The following is an 18,102-nucleotide window of genomic DNA, read 5'->3' as shown; positions in this document are numbered from 1 at the left end:
ATTCGACAACGCGACAACAGATCGTTGACACTGTGTTTCTCTCTTGGCGAACCATATACCCCTAAATATTTGAATGCCCGACAGGCAGAGTAAGCGTGTAAACGCCCTAAAGATTGCAATAAGTCTGAGACATCTTGAGTGTCTGCTTGCCAGAAATTCTGTGGCGCTTGTCCACCTGCTGTCACCAGAGATTGCCAAACTTGTCGAGCATGAGCAGCATCTATACTTTCTAACTCAAACAGTGCCGATGTCCGATCTGGTTCTGGCACTAGATGAGCGGTTAAGTAACTATTTCCGCCTTGTTCCACTTTGGCGATCGCAGCTGCTCGGATCGCTGGGTGCTGTATCAAAACAGCTTCAATTTCTCCCGCTTCAATCCGGTATCCCCGCAGTTTAATTTGGAAATCCAGCCGTCCCAAAAATTTAATATTGCCATTCGGCAGATAACGCCCTAGATCGCCCGTGCGGTAGAGGCGATCGCCCGTGCGTGGATGAGTGATAAAATTCTCGCGTGTCTTATCTTCATTGCGCCAGTAACCTTTTGCTAACTGCACGCCAGCACAGTACATCTGACCGGGAACCCAAATAGGGCAGTCTTCCAAAGCTTCGTTCAAGATATAGTATTTGGAGTTAGCCATTGGCTGACCGTATGGAATGCTTTTCCACTCAGGGTCAACTTCTTGGATCGGATAGCCAATATTCCAAATTGTCGTCTCGGTGGGACCACCAATACTCAGGATTTGCACCCCTGCGGCTAAAGCTTTGAGGCGATTGGGCAGGGAAACGGGCAACCAATCTCCACCTAAAATTGCCAAACGCAAACCTTCAGGTAGCATCCCAGATTGCTGCTCGACATAATCTACTAACATCTCCATCATGGCGGGGACTGAATTCCACAGCGTCACTTTTTCTCGCGCCATTAACTCGTTCCAATGGCTAGGATCTTTCACCCTAGAAGCATCGGGGATAACAATCGTACCTCCAGCACTCAACAATCCAAATATGTCGTAGACTGATAAATCGTGGTTGAGAGCAGTCAAAGCCAGGATGCGGTCTTGGGGACTAACGTTAAAGCGCTGGTTGGTGTGGACGACGACATTCACCACGTTGCGATGAGTCACCATCACCCCTTTGGGCAAACCTGTAGAACCAGAGGTGTAGATGACATACGCTAGATCGTCAGGTGACTGAATTGGCTGTAGGGGTTGGGCGATCGCGAGTTCTTCTTTGTCTACACATAGCCGTTGCAATCCTGGCAACCACTCTAGTTTTTCGTTCAACCAAGATTGAGTTAAGACAATTTCAGCCTCGCTATTTTCTAGCAAATAAAACAAGCGTTCTTGCGGTAATTCAGGGTCGATGGGAACATAAGCTGCACCAGCTGCCAGAATGCTCATAACTGCGACAATTTGCTCCCATCCCTTTTCCATTACCAGGGCGACTAATTTATTGGGAGTTGCGCCCAGCGATCGCAGTTTGTGACCGAGCGCATTGGATAATTCGGATAATTCCTGGTAAGTTAAATTGCGCTGGGGTGACACGATGGCGGTTGCATTTGCCCGTGCGGATACTTGTGCGGCAAACAACGTATGCAGCAACTCGTTAGAAATAGGTGCGTCAGTCGCATTGATAGCATCTCGCTGCGCCAACTGAGTAGGAGGTATCAGTTTCCTGCTTGTTTCCTGCCAAACAGACTCGGAAGTGGCTAGTTGTTCGAGCAAACGGCAATATGCTCCAAACATATCTGCAATCAGACCTTCAGGAAAGAGTTCCTCAACCACATCCCAGTTAAACGTTAATATTTCCTTTTCTTCCCAAACTTGCACGTCCATCCAAGCCTGAGACGCTTGGCTGATGCCGTAAACCAACTCTCCGAAACGGCTAAATGTCAAAGTCTCTTGACCGATTGCGCCAAAGCCCAAAGTGCTAGTGAATACAACTGGCATGGCGCTAGGAGCTGTACCTTTTCTCCGAGCAAGTTCTCGCGTCACCCGCACGCCACTAAAATAGCGGTGTTCCAAATCTTGCCACAGTTGTTTCTGGAGGCGGACAGCCCGGTGCGTAAATGGCTCTGGGGTTGAATTCTCTACAGTTAACAGCGTCACAGAAGAGAAATCACCTAAAATGTCATTGACTTGAGGATGTAGGGGCAGACGATTAAATAGAGCTAAATTAATCGTAAATTGCGGGTTTTTACTCCAAACAGTCAAGATTTCGGCAAAAGCAGCCAGTAAAACTCCAGAGGGAGTCAAACCTGCTTGAGCAGCACGTCGTTTTAACTGCTGCCATTCGCGGCGCTCTAATCGCCCAGCATAACGCCGACACCGATGCTGTTTAATTGCGCTGGGATTTTGAGCTAGGGGTAAGTCAGGAGCCGGAGGAATTGAGTCTAGACGGTTCAACCAATATTCTTGCGATCGCTCGTATAATTGAGTTTTTTGTAAAGCTTGCTCTGCCAGCACGTAGTCTCGGAATGACAGTTCTAGTGGTGGCAATTCTATTTGAGGATTCTGGTACAGTTGAAACCACTCATCAAACAGGCGAAATAGACTCCAAGCATCAAAGACTTGTAAATCGTAACTGACGTGTAGCCGCACTCGTCCGCCATCCCAACGAGTGACCCGAAACTCAAATAAGGGATACTTGTCAGCTGGCAAAACTTGATGCGACAGGCGATCGCGAATTTCTTCGAGTTGAGACTTGACAAATGCTTCGTCTTGTCCCGCCAGATCTAAAACCTCAATTTGGTAAGCAGGGACTTGTTTGAGAATCTGCTGCCGACCATCCGGCAACACCACAGCCCGTAGCATATCATGGCGATCGATTAATTGTTGCAGCGCCCAGTTCAACCTTTCAAAGTCTAGGTTGTGAGCTTCAATCTCGTAGTAACCGTGATTGGCAACATGACCCAGCTCGAACACCCCACTACGACCAACCCAAAAGGCGTGCTGCATATCAGTCAAGGGAAAAGGTTCGTAGCGCCAATCTGGGGCGGGTACTATTGTCGGTAAGTCAGTACTGCTCGTATTCACGTCACTTTGACGCAGCAACAAGAGAATCTCTGCTTTGTACTGAGCCAGCGAGTTACGCAGTTCTGGAGTCAACACGCCCTTGGGCGCATCAACCTCTAATAGATCTCCATTAGTAGATAATTTAATGCCTTGTTGGGACAGATGCGATAAAAGTGAATGTAAATTCATGAGAATAAGTCGGAATTCAAAAGTTAAAAGTCAAAAGTCAAAAGTTTTAACTGGTAGATGAAATTGAGTTAAAAACTTAATTTTTCTCTTTCTGTTTGGTCGTTGTTAGCCACAAAAACAGATGACGACGTAAGATCTGATAAGACTAATCGATCGAGCAGAAATTCAGCGATTTGAGCTATATTACCGTCACCAAAAAACCGCTCTATTGGTACTTGCACTTGTAAATCGACCTCGATCCGCCGCCTAAGTTCAAATGCCATCAAGGAGTCAAGTAAGAATGCTAGAGACTGCTGTGGATTGAGTTGAGTCAGGGGAATTTGTAGCGCACCCGCCAGCCATTCGATCAAATAACTTTCTAGCATTTGCTGTCGTGCCTGTGGTGCAGCAGCAAAGATATTTTCTCTTTCGCCCCCCTTCCCAAGGGGGGTTGGGGGGATCTCGCTGCCCCCCTTCCCAAGGGGAGTTGGTGGGATCAAAACCGCTCCCAGTGCCACATCTCCCCAGCGCATCACACTTGCGGCAGCAGTAGCACCCGCACCATTTGTATAAACAAGTACCAAGTCATTTTCGCGAATTTTGCCCTCAAAGGCTGCGTGGTAAAGATTCGCCACGGGTAGTACTGCTCCGATATTGGCATAACGAGGGTAAAGATTTATCGTGCGCTCTGGATCGATGCCTAATGCCCGCGTGCAAACGTTAGCATACCAAGCTGTGGGAGTATTGAAAGCAAAAAAGTCAATCTGCTCCAAAGTCACGCCAGCCGCAGCAACAGCACCATGACAACAAGTACGGACAAAATCTACGGCTGTTTCAGCTAAAAGGCTGGCATCCTTGCCTGTTTTGGTGCGTATCCAAGGTTTACCCTGCGTATCGGTTGCGATTTCGTGCAAATATGCACCACAGGTAGCGGCAGTAGGAACGATTTTAGTACCGAGAATTCCCTGGTTGGGTTTGAGCGCACTCACTACGAAAGCTCCAGCACCATCCCCGACAGACCAGGACAGAGTATCTTCCTCATCGACAGAGTGAGAGCCAATGTAAGAAACAACCACCAGCACATGACGATATAGTCCCGGTTGTACTAACGCCCAAGCGTTTTGCAGTGCCACTAAAGCACTCGAACAAGTTGAGTCCAGATTCCAAGCAGGGCAGGATAATTCTAGTTCGCGGACGAGATCGGCGGCGCTACTTGGGGCAATGCGATCGCTACACAGCGAGGTGACAATCGCCAGATCGACTTCCTCAGTAGCAAGTTTTGCCGCAGCGATCGCTTCCCTAGCCGCATCACACTCCAGTGTCAGCGATGACTCGTCTAGATCCAATACCCGCCGCTCGACATTACCTCGAAAAGGATCTGCTAAGTATGGCTTCACCTCTTGCGACCAGATTTCTATGCCACTTGCGTCGGTGGAAAATGCAGGTCGCTCTAACCTAACTCTCTTTGGCGAGGCACGATCGACCAACTCAGGAAACTTCTCGCGCCAATAATCGTTGGTACGAACTATACGCGGAAATTTAACTGCAATCGATCGAATACCGACGGGAAGATTCATAAGCTGGAAGAAAAGTCAAAAGTTAAAAGTCAAAATTAAGGAGACAGGAGGAAGACAAGGAGGACAAGGGAGCAATTCAAAATTCAAAATTCGGAATCAATATAGATTCCCTGCTCCCTGCTCTCTACTCCCTGCTCCCTGCTTCCTGATAACCACTCACTTCATAACTAAATTGGTTAACATCGTATTCATCTTATTAACCGACTCGATGTATTCTTTGTGCGGCTCGGATTCTGCTACAATTCCTGCTCCAGCATTTAAATAAATCCTGTCGCCATACTGGTAAGCCGAGCGGATGGCGATCGCTAAATCTGTTGCGCCATTGCTATCTACCCAACCAATACCACCAGCATAAATTCCTCTTGGTTCTGTTTCCAGGCGATCGATCCATTCTATTGCTCTAGCCTTGTCTATTCCAGATACGGTAATTCCTGGGAATAACACTTTCAAAGCGTCCCACAAAGTTTTTTCAGGGCGGAGTTGACCGCCAACGCGAGATGATAAGTGTTGCACGCAGCGATATTGCTTCACCTGCATAAAATCAAAAACTTGTACTGTTTCCGGCACGCAAACTGATGCCATCTCTGTTTGTGCCAACCAAATCGATAGTGCGTGTTCCTTCACCTCTTTAGCATCAGTAAATAGTTCGTGCTTCAGACGTGTATCCTCTGCTAAATTCTCGCCTCGCGGTCGAGTTCCCGCTAACGGATTTGTCATCACGAAACCATCGGGACTGACTTGCAGTAAAATCTCAGGACTAAAGCCTACCGCAGCAATGTCTTCAAGCTGCAAACAATACGATCGCGCGCAATTGTTACTTTTTGACCCTAAAGTATAGGTTCCCAACACGTCCATATTACCTTTGACTTGCACAGCACGGGAAATAATTGCTTTGTGTAAGTCACCACCGCGAATTGCTTGGATTGCTGCATCAACTCGATCTTGATAGCGATCGCGATCGTTTTCATCGAGTCCCGGAAGTGTAGGTACGTAATCTTTCGAGTCGCTTTCACCTACCAATGCTGCTTGCACTTTTGTGAGTGGTTGAAAACTTCTAATCCGTACTCCTTTAGCAGTGATGCACAGTTCGGTTTCTGGGACTAAAAAGTAGAGTAAGGGCTGTTGGATTGCTTTTGAGTAGGGGTAGTAGAAGCGAGACAGATCGAAACTTACGTAACCGTATGCAGTCCAGTTTTCAATCGGTAAAGATGCTAAGGCAGATTCGACTTGCTTGAGTGGATCGGCGATCGGCTGCGATCGCACTTCATCTTTGAATTTGTAAGCAACAGCTTCCGTACTTACCATGACTTCAGCTAAGGCATTACCAGCTATCCGAACTTCACGTTCGTTTTGGTACATAACATAATTCGAGAACAGCCCAGCATCCAATAGATTCTGCAACAGTGTCAGAGGCTGTCTCTGACCTGGAACAAACATTTCTGCGTAAGTGAGGAAATTACTGACTACCTGGTACATCCGGTCATGCCTTTTTCTACGTAGTTAAACATTGGCGATTTGGCGTAATGAACGACGGTGAATTTTTCCAGTCGGAGTGCGCGGTAAAGTTTCTAAAAAGTAAATTTTCTTCGGAGCTTTGAAATGGATGAGTTTTGTCCTAGCCAGTTGGCGAATGCTCTCTTCCAGTTCGCTAGAGGCTGTCACACCAGCCTTCAGGCTGACATAGGCGATAATTTGGTTCAGATGTTCGCCATTGTTAGATTCTGGTAGTACGGCAGCATCGAGAACGCATTCGTGCTGAAGCAAGACATCTTCAATTTCAAATGGTGACACCCATATACCATTGATTTTGAAGAAGTCATCCTTACGTCCCATAAACCAAAAATAGTTATCCACATCTCTAAGATATTTATCTCCAGTTCTCATCGTTTTACCGTAGAGAGCAGCGCGTGTTTCTCGCAAGCGGTTCCAGTATCCCAGCATCAGACTGTCTCCACTGACCTCTAAGTCACCAATCTCGCCTGGAGCCAGAGGAGAACCATTTTCATCTACGACTCTTACTTCATAACCAGGGACAGGACGACCAGAACTACCCGGTCTGCATTCTCCCGGTCTATTCGATAAAAAGATATGTAATAACTCAGTTGTACCGATACCTTCACAGATTTCTAGACCGTAAATTTCTCGCCACTTGTACCAAATCGTTTTGGGTAGTTGCTCGGCTGCTGAGAGACAAAGACGGAGCGAGGATACATCTAAAGGAGCAATTTCATGTACCGATAGCATTCCGGCATAAGCGCTAGGTATGCCGAATAGAACTGTGGGTCGGTAACGTTGAATGTCGGAAATGATGTCAAAAGCGTTATTAGCATCAGATAGTACGGCAGCCGCACCAACTGCCATTGGCATGTACAAGGTGTTCCCTAATCCATAGGCAAAGGGCATCTTGGCAACTGAGTAAACAATGTCATCTTGGTGCAAATCCAGAATGGCATTACCGTAGTACTGGCTGCAAACTCCCATACTTTGATGTAGGTGAATGACTCCTTTTGGTTTGCCCGTACTGCCAGAAGTGTAAAGCCAAAAAGCTGGTTCATCTCCAGACGTTTCAGCGCTGGCTAGCAGTTCGTCTTGTTGGTGCAGCAAATGCATAAATGAGTTTTCCCCATTCACCAGCAGTACGTGGCGTAAGCACTGAGACTGAAGCGGAGTCAATTTCTCCTGCCAAGCTTGGGTTGTCAACAAGATTTTGGCGCGTGAATCTTGCAAAATATATTGAATATCTTCAATCGTAGAAGCAGTATTGATTGGTACTGGTACAGCACCTAGCCAAATCGCGCCCCAAAAGGCAAATACAAACTCTGGAGTATCTGGCAACAAAATGGCGATTCGGTTTTCTGGCTCCAAACCCAACTCTAACAGTAATCTTGCTGTGCGGCGAACAAAATTATGTATTTGGTTATATGTGTATTTTTCATCCCGATAGTAAAGTCCAACTTTTTCGCCGCGTCCCTGTTTTAAATTACCTTCTACAAAGTAAGCCGCAGCGTTGAAAATACTAGATTGTTTAAAAACACTATCCATTGTGAATTTCCCTGTGAATTTCCCCCTTTGGAAATGAGTAGCAAGCAGTGACCAGTTATCAGTGAATGATGTGTGAATTGCTTCTGACTTGGAGTACGGGCGGGTTTAGCAGAGGGATTGACAGCTAGAACTCGAAATTTTTGGTCAAACCCCGCCCCTACGACTTCTGATTTCTGACTTCTGACTTCTCAATTACTGAGCTAGGACGTGAACCAGCACGTATCGATCCCAGTGAGTCCAAGTTGCTAGCCATTCCCGTACACCTAATTTTGCTGCTTGCAGACTGGCTGCTCCTTCCAAATGAACGATTAAGCGCTTAGACGTGATGTTTGCCTCAATTTCATTCCAACCAATACCAGATAACCCAGTGCCTAGAGCTTTCCCCACAGCTTCTTTGGTGGCAAAACAGAGTGCATAAGCCTGGTAAGGATCGCTAGCTGCTTGACAGCGCTCGATTTCGCCTGAAGTAAACAACAAATTTAATGCGTCGGAATCGTAGCGATCGATCAATTTGGCAATTCTGGAGATGGGTGCGATATCTATACCAATGCCCTTGCACCCAAACCATTCAGGGTTTTGTTGCATCGATTCCCACACCTGAGGGTGATGTTGCTCGGTTTTCATGCCCATTTCTCTCTATTTACTTGCACTTTCCTCTGTTACGGATGGTACGGAAGTAGAACTCAGGATTGCTGTCTCGATCGCGCTACAGATTTGAGTTATGGTCATATCCTGCCGCGATTCCAACTTCAGATTGATTCCTAACCGTCGTTTCAACCCTAAAGAAATTTCTACGATTTCAGTAGAATCAAGCTGTAGATCCTCATGCAGCAATGCATCTCGATGTATTGACTCTTCGGGAATACCGATGTCGGTAAGTATTGCCTTTAGAGTCTCCATCGCTTTTTGAGTATCCATACAAACACCTGAGCAAAGTGAAAGCTTGACAGCTAGTAGGCTCAACAGCAAGAGCGACTTACTGTTGAGCCATCAGTGTAGAATCAGCCGTAATTGGCGATCGCCTCTTTTAGCTACATTCTGCCATCAAGCGATCGGTTGCGTTAGCGTTCGCGAAGCGTCTCGAAGAGAAGCTTAAGAAGTTATCGCGCTGACGATTTCTACTGCTGTTGTTTGAAATCGAATGTTATCGAAACAGTTAGGAATTATTCTTAATTACCTTCTCAAGACCTTAATACAATTTTTTTGCAATTGTCAAGCTATCAAGATGAAAATTTTTTCACGAATTTTTTTACGAGCAGTTGTGGCGATCGATAGCTTTCTAGTCTTGACAGGCAGCTCGCCAAACTTACTACAAACAACCACCCAAAGATAGAGGTCTAATCCTAACTCAACTGCTTGAGTAGCAGCGCCAGTTTTGAAATTCACCACTGAGTAATAGTACCAACTTGACGCGAGCGAGAAATTATTATAGTCTCCCTACAGTTAGTGATATAAATTTGCAATAGTCTGGTGAAACAGCCAACGAGATCGGCAGGAAAATGACGACCACATCGAACTTTAACACCTGGATTGCGCGATCGCAGCCCAATTCTCAGGCGGAAATGCGTCTGTTCTGCCTGCCCTATGCTGGTGGTGGAGCTATGACCTACCGTAGATGGGCAGATAGTTTGCCCCCGAGTGTGGAAGTTTGCGCGGTAGAACTACCTGGACGGGGAATGCGGCTAAGAGAAAAGCCGTTTACGCGCCTAGATACCCTTGTCGAGGCGATCGCGATCGCTATACGACCTGATTTAGATAAGCCGCTTGCTCTATTCGGTCATAGTATGGGTGCTATAGTCAGCTTCGAGCTTGCCCGTCTACTACGCAGACAGTATGGGATCGATCCGGTTTACCTATTTGTTTCCGGTCGCCGCGCTCCTCAAATTCCACATCCAAAACCACCGACTTACAACCTACCAGAACCGGCTTTTTTGGCAGAACTACGCCGTCTAAACGGGACTCCCGCAGCGGTACTAGAAAATACAGAACTGTTACAACTGGTACTACCAACAGTGCGATCGGATTTTGAGGCGCTGGAAACATACAGATATCGACCCGAGCCACCGTTGGATTGCGCGATCGCGGCTTTTGGTGGTTTATCGGATGCCGAAACTAACATTCAGGAACTAGAAGCTTGGACGGAGCAAACAACAGCTGCTTTCTCGCTCTACATGCTCCCAGGCGACCATTTCTTTCTCGACTCAGCTCAGGCACAAATCGTTCAGTGCCTAACTCAACACTTGCAACTGGTATAGCAGAGAGTTCCCGACTCCCGACTCCGGTACGGGCGGGTTTTGAACCAAGATTTGTTGCCTCATCTGTCAAGCTTTCGCTAAACCCGCCCCGACGACTCCCGACTCCCGACTCCCTGCTACCAGTTATGACTGACGACGGCGACGCACCAACAAATACAGAAAGTATGGCGCGCCCACTGCTGCTGTCACTACGCCACAAGGAAGCTCAATTGGTGCAAACAGGACTCGCCCTAATAAGTCTGCTAAAACGACGATTGTTCCCCCCATCAGCGCGGCTGTTGGTAGCAAACCTTCATGGGCTGAACCTACCAGTTGTCGTCCTAAGTGAGGGGCAATCAGACCGACAAATGCAATTGTGCCAGCTGCGGCAACCGAAGCACCAACCAAAGCTATAGCGATTAGGAGTAGCAAGCCGCGCTGCCATTCTACAGAACTACCTAGACCCCTAGCGATGTCATCTCCTAAGCTGAGCGCGTTTAAATGCCGTGCTAGCAGCAATGCTAATGGTACAAGCACGATCGACCAAGGTAGCAAGAACCAAACTTGTTCCCAACTACGCCCGTAAACACTTCCAGCTAGCCAGATCAATGCCTCAGTGACGCTATCGATCTCCCCGAAGGTAATTAATAAGCTGGACAAAGCACGGGCGATCGCGCTGAGACCGACACCAACCAGGATCAACCGGATAGGCGAACTTCCTTTATCCCATGCCAGTAGGTAGATCAGCAAACTAACAACCATTGCTCCGCTAAAAGCAGACAAGGGCAGCGCGAATAAAGGTAACGACGGTAGCAGCACGATTGTGGTGACGGCTGCTAAACTAGCACCAGCATTTAACCCTAAAATTTCTGAGTCAGCGAGGGGATTGCGTGTTAGTCCTTGGAGGATAGTCCCGGCAATTCCTAACCCCACTCCTACCATCAACGCGACTAGAGTACGGGGGAGGCGCAAAGTATTAATTACAAAAGCATGTTGCGGGTTCCCTGTCTCCCAACCCAGAATAGTTTTCACGACATCTATGGGTGAGATCGGATATTCTCCCTGTCCGACACTGGCGATCGCCGCCGCAAGAGTGACGATTCCCAACCAAAACAGCACGACTGGTACGCGCCGCTCGATCCGCAAAGAGATTGGTAGTGTCTTGGAACGGAAGACCAGCCAACTTTTATTCATTGTTTCACCTTCGATCGCGCCAGATAGATAAATAAAGGAGCGCCAACTATTGCTGTCATCACGCCTACAGGTAATTCCTGCGGCTGAATCAGTAACCGAGCCGCAATGTCTGCTACTAGCAGTAAAATTGCGCCAAAGATAGCAGCATACGGCAGCAACCAGCGGTAATCGACACCGACAAAAAAGCGGACGACGTGAGGAACAACTAGACCAACAAAACCAATGGGTCCGGCTATAGCGACGGAACTACCTGCGAGTAACACGACACTCACAGCAGCGATCGCCTTGACTAATCCCGTGCGTTGTCCTAGCCCTGTTGCGACATCCTCGCCTAAATTGAGAATCGAAATCTGTTTACCTAAGACGAAGGCTAGCACCAACCCGACAGAAATATAAGGCAGCGCTTGGCTAAATCCACTCCAGTCTCCGCCAGCAACCGACCCAGCTAGCCACAGCCTGACTTCATCCAGCGTGCGCTGACTGAGGATGAGAATCGCAGTTGTGAACGAGGAGAGTAGATATGTCATAGCGGCTCCGGCTACGGTCAAATTTAAGGGTGTGAGTCCACCGCGACCGAGGGAGCCAAGCGAGTAAACTACGACTGCTGAAACTGCCGCACCGAGAAAAGCGAAACCAGCATAGGCACTGAATAACGATCGATCGAAGAACAAAATAGCAATAACTACAGCTAATGAAGCGCCTGACTCTAGCCCTAAAATTCCTGGCTCGGCTAGGGGGTTGCGTGTCAATCCTTGCATCAAAGCTCCAGCAACAGCAAGGGCAGCACCAACTAAGATGGCAAGTAGCGATCGCGGTAGCCTGACCGTGCGAACGATGACGTGTTCCCGCGAACCATCAAAGGCGGCGATCGCGGCATAGATTTTGCTGGGAGCGATTTCTGTTGTTCCAGAGCTAATACTGACAATGAGGCAAAGTAGGAGGATCGATAGACCCGCCAACAATCCTAGGAGCAATAAAGGTTGGGAGCGAAACCGTCTTTCGCTGACAGTCACTTGCCGCAAATGTTGAGGCTGCGAACTTGGTCTTGCCAATACTTTACTTCCTCTGCTTACTGCTCTAAAGCAATACTACACAGGCTCTTAGCTTTATTGCCACAGATTCGCACCTGTTTTGCCAACATAAAACTCACGGATACTGGTGTCAAGTGCTAGCAAAGCGCCGAGCTTTTAGCAGATTTTAGCAAATGTTGCGCGATCGCCCATAGTTCTCAGTGACCGCTTGGTTCTGTTTGGCACATATATCACAACAGCGATCGCACTAACACAAACGGAAATAATTTTCTACATTAGTTTCAGGCTGGAAATTATTCAAAAACAATGCGGACAGCTTACAGGTGTATTTATCGCAAATTTATGTATAAAATCTGCTGTTTTTGAGTTGTTGCTAACTTGACATTGACCAGCAAATTATTCTATTCTGCTCAAGCTTATAAAAAATATTCGCAATAATATCGACTTAGATTTGAGAACGATTTAAGTGGATTGACTAGACGTGAGGAAACCGGATTGAAAAGACAGTTGTTACTCCCAAGCTTGTGTGTGGGTGAAGTTTTTGTGTGGTTGACAACTCCTACTCGTTCCCAGTTGTCATCAATGTTTTCGGTGATGACATACGGTGTAACAGTTTAGGTAAATGGGGTGTGGGGTAAAGTCATGAAGTTGCATTTATTGCTCTCCTGCGTAGCACTGCTCAGTGTTGGTATGATGCCAACAGCGATGGCATCGCCAAAGTCCTCTGAGGAAGTTGCTAAATATTCCTATCAGAGATCGCTGCCTGTCGCGACAAAAGCGAGATCGCCACAAAATTCTTCAGCTGTGCGTCTGCGTGAGGTAAAACAGCCTCACAAAACCGTACAGTCTCTATCTCAAGCTTCTCCATCAGCACCAGCTAGTGCGATCGTACAAGTCAAGGGTGTACGGTTGATCCCAACCGATAAGGGGCTGGAAGTTATCTTAGAAACGGCTGCGCCGCAAAAGCTAGAATTTTCCACTACTAGCGAGGACGCTACCTTAATTTCTAACGTTGCTAACGCCCAGCTAGTCCTACCAGAGGGCAATGAGTTTCAGGCTGACAACCCGGCTGAGGGCATTTCTGCGATTAGAGTCGTGAATCTGAATGACAACACTATTCAGGTGAGGGTGACAGGAACGGCAGCAGCACCGAAAGTTGAGGTGTTTGAGAGCGGTAAAGAAGGACTGATTTTCAGTTTGACCCCAACGGCTCAAACGGGTCAAGTTCCCGCACCAGCACCACAGACACCGGAAGCTCAACCTAAACCAGCAGAACAACCAGCGACTCAAGCCGAGGGCGAAGAACTCGATATTGTCGTGACTGCCAGTCGCGTAGAAGAGTTATTAGAAAACGTGCCGCGATCGGTCACGACTATTACTCGCGAACAGATCGAGACTCAGACCTCCGTTACCAGGAATTTACCAGATATTCTCGGTCAGGCGGTTCCTGGCTTTGGTCCGCCGACCCAAAACCGCCGGACTGGTCGCCTGCAAACTCTGCGGGGTCGTCCGCCGCTGATTTTAATCGATGGAGTCGTTCAAAATACGAGTGCTGGTTTCGATCGCCAACTCAATGCCATTGACCCCTCAGCGATCGAGCGGATCGAGGTCGTGCGCGGTCCCAGTGCTGTTTACGGTCAGGGCGCAACGGGTGGAGTCATCAATATTATTACTCGTCAACCGACTGACGAAAGAATTCAGTCAGAGTTAGTCGTAGGGGCGCGTACCGATCTGGGCGAACTACAAGGAGAATCTTTTGGCTATACCCTGAAGTATGGTTTAGCGGGGAATGAAGGTAATGTAGACTACCGGATCAACACGTCTTTGGAAACAAATGGTAGTTGGTTTGATGCCGAGGGGAATCGCATCCCACCCAACGATATTGTCGATACGGAAACCTTAAACTTGCTGGCTAAGGTGGGAGTAGACCTTGACGAACAGCAACGGTTAGAGTTGACCTACGACATTTATAACGATCGCAGCGACAGCGAATTTATCTCAGATCCGAGTATTTTAGATATCCCTGGACTACAGACAGCTAGGGCGTTGCGCGTGGGTGAAATCGACCAAGAAGAACCGAGCCGACAAACAAATCAGTTTGCCAATTTAAGATACAGCCATGAAAATTTGTTAGGCTCTCAGGTAGACTTGCAACTTTACTATCAAGACAGCCAACTCAATCAAGAAATTCAGGATATCAGAACTTTCTTTGGCGATGTTCCACCGTTTATTCCTGGGATCTTCCAAACTAATCTTGACTCCAGCAAATGGGGCGCTCGATTGCAAATTCAAACCCCGTTTTCTGAGTCAGCACGCTTGTTATGGGGTGCAGACTATCTGAAAGAGGATAGCGACCAACCCTTTTTGGTCATCGACCCTGTAGCTTTCGACGAGCGACGAGAGGCGAATATCCTGGGAACTGCGACTCAGGTTCCTCCTTTTGAGCTTGACAATCTCGGTCTATTTGCTCAGTTGCAGTGGGACTTGAGCGAGAAATGGTTGTTCAGTGGCGGACTGCGATATGAAACGATTGGATTTGAAGTCGATGACTTTCTCGCTAACCCATTCTCAGACTTCGACAATCCACCAGCTTCAGTTACGGGTGGTTCTAACAGAGTTGACGACATAGTTTTTAATTTTGGCTCGGTCTATAAAGTCACGCCAGAAATCAGTTTATTTGCCAACTTTGCTCAGGGTTTTGCCGTTCCCAGTCTAGATTATCTCGGTCAAGCGACGGCAGGATTTAATATTGAAGATGATGCACTGTTGGAACCGGAGAAGGTGAACAACTACGAGATTGGGGTGCGCGGTGACTGGGGAAGCGTGCAAACAAGTCTTGCTGCTTTCTACAACCATTCCGATCTAGGACAAAACCTGGTGATTGCACCCAGTGGTTTGACAAATGCAGCCCGGGGACCGCAGCGTAACTATGGAGTTGAAGCAACCCTTGATTGGCAACCAAGCGATCGCTGGAGTCTTGGTAGCAGCTTTACATGGAATGAGGGTGAGGCAGATTTTCCCGATGATGGAATAGACTGGCTGGCTTTGAGTAGCTTGGACGTTCAACCGCTGAAGTTAACAGCCTATGTGGAAAATGAAACTCTACCTGGATGGCGGAATCGCCTGCAAATGTTAGTTGTAGGAAATCGCGATCGGGCGTTTGATGACGAGGTGGAGGAATTTGAACTCGACGGTTACACGACATTAGATTTCATCAGCAGCGTTCAAATCGGTCAAGGAAAATTGGAGTTGGGGATTGAGAACTTGTTAGATAATCAATATTTACCCGTCAGTTCTCAAGATGGTACTGGGATTAGGGAAATCGTGCGTGAAGCTGCTAGAGGCAGAACGCTCAGCCTTCGGTATAGGATCGAATTTTAGATCGAATTTTCCATATGAGTCTTCGTTTTATGCAACTGCGGTTAAGATGCAAGCGGGCGTACTATCTGCTTCGCTTCACCTTACTGATGCTCTTGACAGTTTTTACAATCTATGCGTGCAGTAGCAATACTTCCCAAGAATTGCCCAGCAATAACAAGATTGCTAATTCTGTTTCTACATCAGGAGCAACCGCACGAGTCATAAAACACGCAATGGGCGAGACTAAAGTTCCGGCTCAGCCGCAGCGGGTGGTGGTGCTGGATACAGCCCCCCTCGATGCTGCCTTAGCGTTGGGTGTTAAACCGATCGGCTCCAGTCTTCCCAGAACTGATTCTTTACCAGCCTATCTGGGCGATCGCGCCGCAGGAATTACGCCTGTAGGGAAAACCCCACCTAACCTTGAGGCAATTCTGCGCCTTCAGCCGGATTTGATCTTGGGCAATACGATGGCTCATAGACAAATCTATGACAAGTTATCGCAAATTGCCCCCACGGTCTTAACAGCAGGAAATAGTACTGACGGACAGTGGAAGCAAGAACTCCAACTCTTTGCCCAAGCACTCGATCGCGTTGATGCAGTTCAGCCACTCCTTGACGATTACGATCGGCGGGTAGCCAAACTCCAACAACAGCTCAAAGCTCAACCTAGTAATATACAGGTATCTGTAATTATTACAACCGAAGGTTGGATAGCTTTTTACACGCAAGATAGCTTTCCCGGTTCGGTTTTGCAGGATGTAGGTTTAGCTCGTCCTCCGGCTCAAGAGGTGAGGGGGAAATCCTGGGAACAAGTATCGCGGGAAGACATTAATAGTATAGATGGCGATGCGATTTTCCTGCTCAACGTCGATTCAGATACAGTTCCAGGTAGTTTTACGGTCAACCAGTTTGCGAAAGATCCGCTCTTTTCTCAACTGAATGCCGTCCAACAAGGACAGGTGTACCAAGTGGATGCTGAGGTCTGGCATCTTGGCAGCAACATTTTAGGGGCAAATCGGATTCTGGATGACTTATTTAAATATCTCGTGGCGGAAAAAAGTTAGCCGTCTAAAAATTCAAAATTCAAAATTCAAAATTCAAAATTAATTTTGAATTGGAGCGAAGCAATATGACAATCGGGAGAGCCATTTCGTGCAGCCAGAACAACCAACTAGCTTACGCACTTTCCTAATTCTGTGGATCGGTCAAATGACCTCAATCCTTGGCTCTGAGATGACTAACTTCGCCATTACAATCTGGGCTTGGCAGATTGCAGGTCAAGCAACGCCCTTATCCTTAATTTTCTTTTTTACATATACACCAAAATTAATTGCTGCCTCTTTTGCTGGGTTACTCGTCGATCGCTGGAATCGCAAGCAACTGATGATGGGAGGCGACACAGCAGCAGGAATTTCTACCATTGCCATTCTACTATTGTTGTTGACCGGGCGCTTAGAAATCTGGCATTTCTACATCACTGCTGCTATCAACGGACTGTTCGGCTATATCCAAAGTCTAGCCTTCTCAGCTTCCATGTCGGCGATCGTTCCTCCGCGACATTACACTCGTGCTACGGCGATGAGTTCGTATGTCACCTATTTTGGCTCCTATATCATGGCTCCGGCGTTGGCTGGGGTATTTTACTACGCAATCGGTCTTTTAGGTATCCTGGCGATCGATCTCGTGACCTTTGTCGTTGCTGTTGGTACGACATACATCGTACATATTCCTCAACCGCGTTCAAGCGAAGTCGGTCGTCAAAGTACCCAGAGTATTTGGCAAGCATTAACTTTCGGTTTCCGCTACCTCTGGAAGCGCCCCAGCCTATTAGCTATTCTGATCTTTTGGCTGAGTTTTCACTTATTTGATGGCGCGACTTTAGCGATCTTTCCAGCAATGATATTAGCCCGCAGCAATAATGATGCCGCAGTCTTAGCTAGCGTGCAATTCGCGATCGGTATAGGCGGTTTGGTGGGTGCTACGGGGTTGAGTGTTTGGGGTGGACCCAAGCGCCGCATTCACGGTTTGTTATTTGGTACAGCACTGATGAGCTTGGGTAAGGCGATCTTCGGCTTGGGACGTGTCGCTTGGCATTGGATGACGGCTGGCGTTTTAGCGGCTTTCGTTTCTCCGGCGATCGATAGTTCCAATCAAGCAATTTGGCTGTCGAAGGTGGAACCAGATGTACAAGGGCGAGTCTTCGCCTCCCGCTATCTGATTGCCCAGGTGACTACACCGTTAGGGTTAGCGATCGCCGGACCGTTAGCTGACTATTTTTTTGAGCCAGCGATGCTGCCAGGAGGTAGCATCGCTGGAATATTTGGTGGTTTGTTCGGCACTGGTGATGGTGCTGGGATGGCACTGCAATATAGTCTCTTTTCCTGCTGTAGTATGCTGATTGGCTTTGGAGGGTATGCCTTTCCAGTATTACGTGACGTGGAAAGCCTCGTGCCTGACCATCATTCCTAGGATTGGATGAGAACCC

Annotated in this window: 13 protein-coding genes and 1 pseudogene; 5 read left to right on the top strand and 9 right to left on the bottom strand. The window is 47.7% G+C overall.

From position 1 onward, the window contains the following. Positions 1 to 260: 260 nt before the first annotated feature. From N4J56_RS40875 to N4J56_RS09360, 6 genes and pseudogenes are all read right to left on the bottom strand, one after another. Positions 261 to 3,200 (bottom strand): annotated as a pseudogene (locus N4J56_RS40875) (amino acid adenylation domain-containing protein); the annotation flags it as partial. Positions 3,201 to 3,268: 68 nt separating this feature from the next. Then, the gene (locus tag N4J56_RS09380; RefSeq protein WP_317106215.1) at positions 3,269 to 4,756 is read right to left on the bottom strand and encodes a 3-oxoacyl-[acyl-carrier-protein] synthase III C-terminal domain-containing protein; all 1,488 of its coding nucleotides are present in this window, start codon (positions 4,754 to 4,756) and stop codon (positions 3,269 to 3,271) included. 156 nt (positions 4,757 to 4,912) lie between these two features. Beyond that, positions 4,913 to 6,232 (bottom strand): salicylate synthase, encoded by a 1,320-nt coding sequence (locus N4J56_RS09375; RefSeq protein WP_317106214.1) that lies wholly within the window; start codon positions 6,230 to 6,232, stop codon positions 4,913 to 4,915. Between the two features lie 24 nt (positions 6,233 to 6,256). Next, a complete protein-coding gene (locus tag N4J56_RS09370) occupies positions 6,257 to 7,798 on the bottom strand; it encodes a benzoate-CoA ligase family protein (RefSeq protein WP_317106213.1) in 1,542 nt (513 codons plus the stop codon). A 192-nt stretch (positions 7,799 to 7,990) separates the two neighbouring features. Next, the gene (locus N4J56_RS09365; RefSeq protein WP_317106212.1) at positions 7,991 to 8,422 is read right to left on the bottom strand and encodes a holo-ACP synthase; all 432 of its coding nucleotides are present in this window, start codon (positions 8,420 to 8,422) and stop codon (positions 7,991 to 7,993) included. A 12-nt stretch (positions 8,423 to 8,434) separates the two neighbouring features. Beyond that, positions 8,435 to 8,716: an acyl carrier protein gene (locus N4J56_RS09360; protein WP_317106211.1), complete on the bottom strand. Its 282-nt coding sequence runs from the start codon at positions 8,714 to 8,716 to the stop codon at positions 8,435 to 8,437. Positions 8,717 to 8,741: 25 nt separating this feature from the next. On the opposite strand from N4J56_RS09360, the gene N4J56_RS09355 reads away from it, so the two are divergent. Further along, a complete protein-coding gene (locus tag N4J56_RS09355; protein ID WP_317106210.1) occupies positions 8,742 to 8,894 on the top strand; it encodes a hypothetical protein in 153 nt (50 codons plus the stop codon). A 116-nt stretch (positions 8,895 to 9,010) separates the two neighbouring features. Here N4J56_RS09355 and N4J56_RS09350 read toward each other — a convergent pair whose 3' ends face one another. Beyond that, on the bottom strand, positions 9,011 to 9,187 hold the full coding sequence (locus N4J56_RS09350; RefSeq protein WP_317106209.1) for a hypothetical protein: 177 nt from the start codon (positions 9,185 to 9,187) through the stop codon (positions 9,011 to 9,013). A gap of 110 nt (positions 9,188 to 9,297) precedes the next feature. Here N4J56_RS09350 and N4J56_RS09345 point away from each other — a divergent pair, with 110 nt between their 5' ends. Then, entirely contained in the window at positions 9,298 to 10,053 is a 756-nt protein-coding gene (locus tag N4J56_RS09345; protein WP_317106208.1) for a thioesterase II family protein, read from the top strand. 123 nt (positions 10,054 to 10,176) lie between these two features. On the opposite strand, the gene N4J56_RS09340 is transcribed toward N4J56_RS09345, so the two are convergent. Next, positions 10,177 to 11,226, bottom strand: a complete 1,050-nt coding sequence (locus N4J56_RS09340; protein ID WP_317106207.1) for an iron ABC transporter permease — start codon at positions 11,224 to 11,226, stop codon at positions 10,177 to 10,179. Next, positions 11,223 to 12,278 carry an iron ABC transporter permease gene (locus tag N4J56_RS09335; protein ID WP_317106206.1) on the bottom strand — a complete coding sequence of 352 codons (1,056 nt, stop codon included), beginning with the start codon at positions 12,276 to 12,278 and terminating at the stop codon, positions 11,223 to 11,225. The genes N4J56_RS09340 and N4J56_RS09335 overlap by 4 nt, the downstream gene beginning before the upstream one ends. Before the next feature lie 621 nt (positions 12,279 to 12,899). Between N4J56_RS09335 and N4J56_RS09330 the strand changes: the two genes are divergently transcribed. The 3 genes from N4J56_RS09330 (at position 12,900) to N4J56_RS09320 (ending at position 18,086) form a co-directional block, all read left to right on the top strand. Continuing rightward, entirely contained in the window at positions 12,900 to 15,638 is a 2,739-nt protein-coding gene (locus N4J56_RS09330; RefSeq protein WP_317106205.1) for a TonB-dependent receptor domain-containing protein, read from the top strand. A gap of 14 nt (positions 15,639 to 15,652) precedes the next feature. Continuing rightward, positions 15,653 to 16,681, top strand: coding sequence for an iron-siderophore ABC transporter substrate-binding protein (locus N4J56_RS09325; protein ID WP_317106204.1), 1,029 nt, complete (start codon positions 15,653 to 15,655; stop codon positions 16,679 to 16,681). A gap of 88 nt (positions 16,682 to 16,769) precedes the next feature. After that, positions 16,770 to 18,086: an MFS transporter gene (locus N4J56_RS09320; RefSeq protein ID WP_317106203.1), complete on the top strand. Its 1,317-nt coding sequence runs from the start codon at positions 16,770 to 16,772 to the stop codon at positions 18,084 to 18,086. The last annotated feature ends 16 nt before the right edge of the window (positions 18,087 to 18,102 follow it).

The organism is Chroococcidiopsis sp. SAG 2025, assembly GCF_032860985.1.
GTDB lineage: Bacteria > Cyanobacteriota > Cyanobacteriia > Cyanobacteriales > Chroococcidiopsidaceae > Chroococcidiopsis.
Note: the sequence above shows the minus strand (reverse complement) of the source record. Positions and strands in the feature narration are given on the sequence as shown.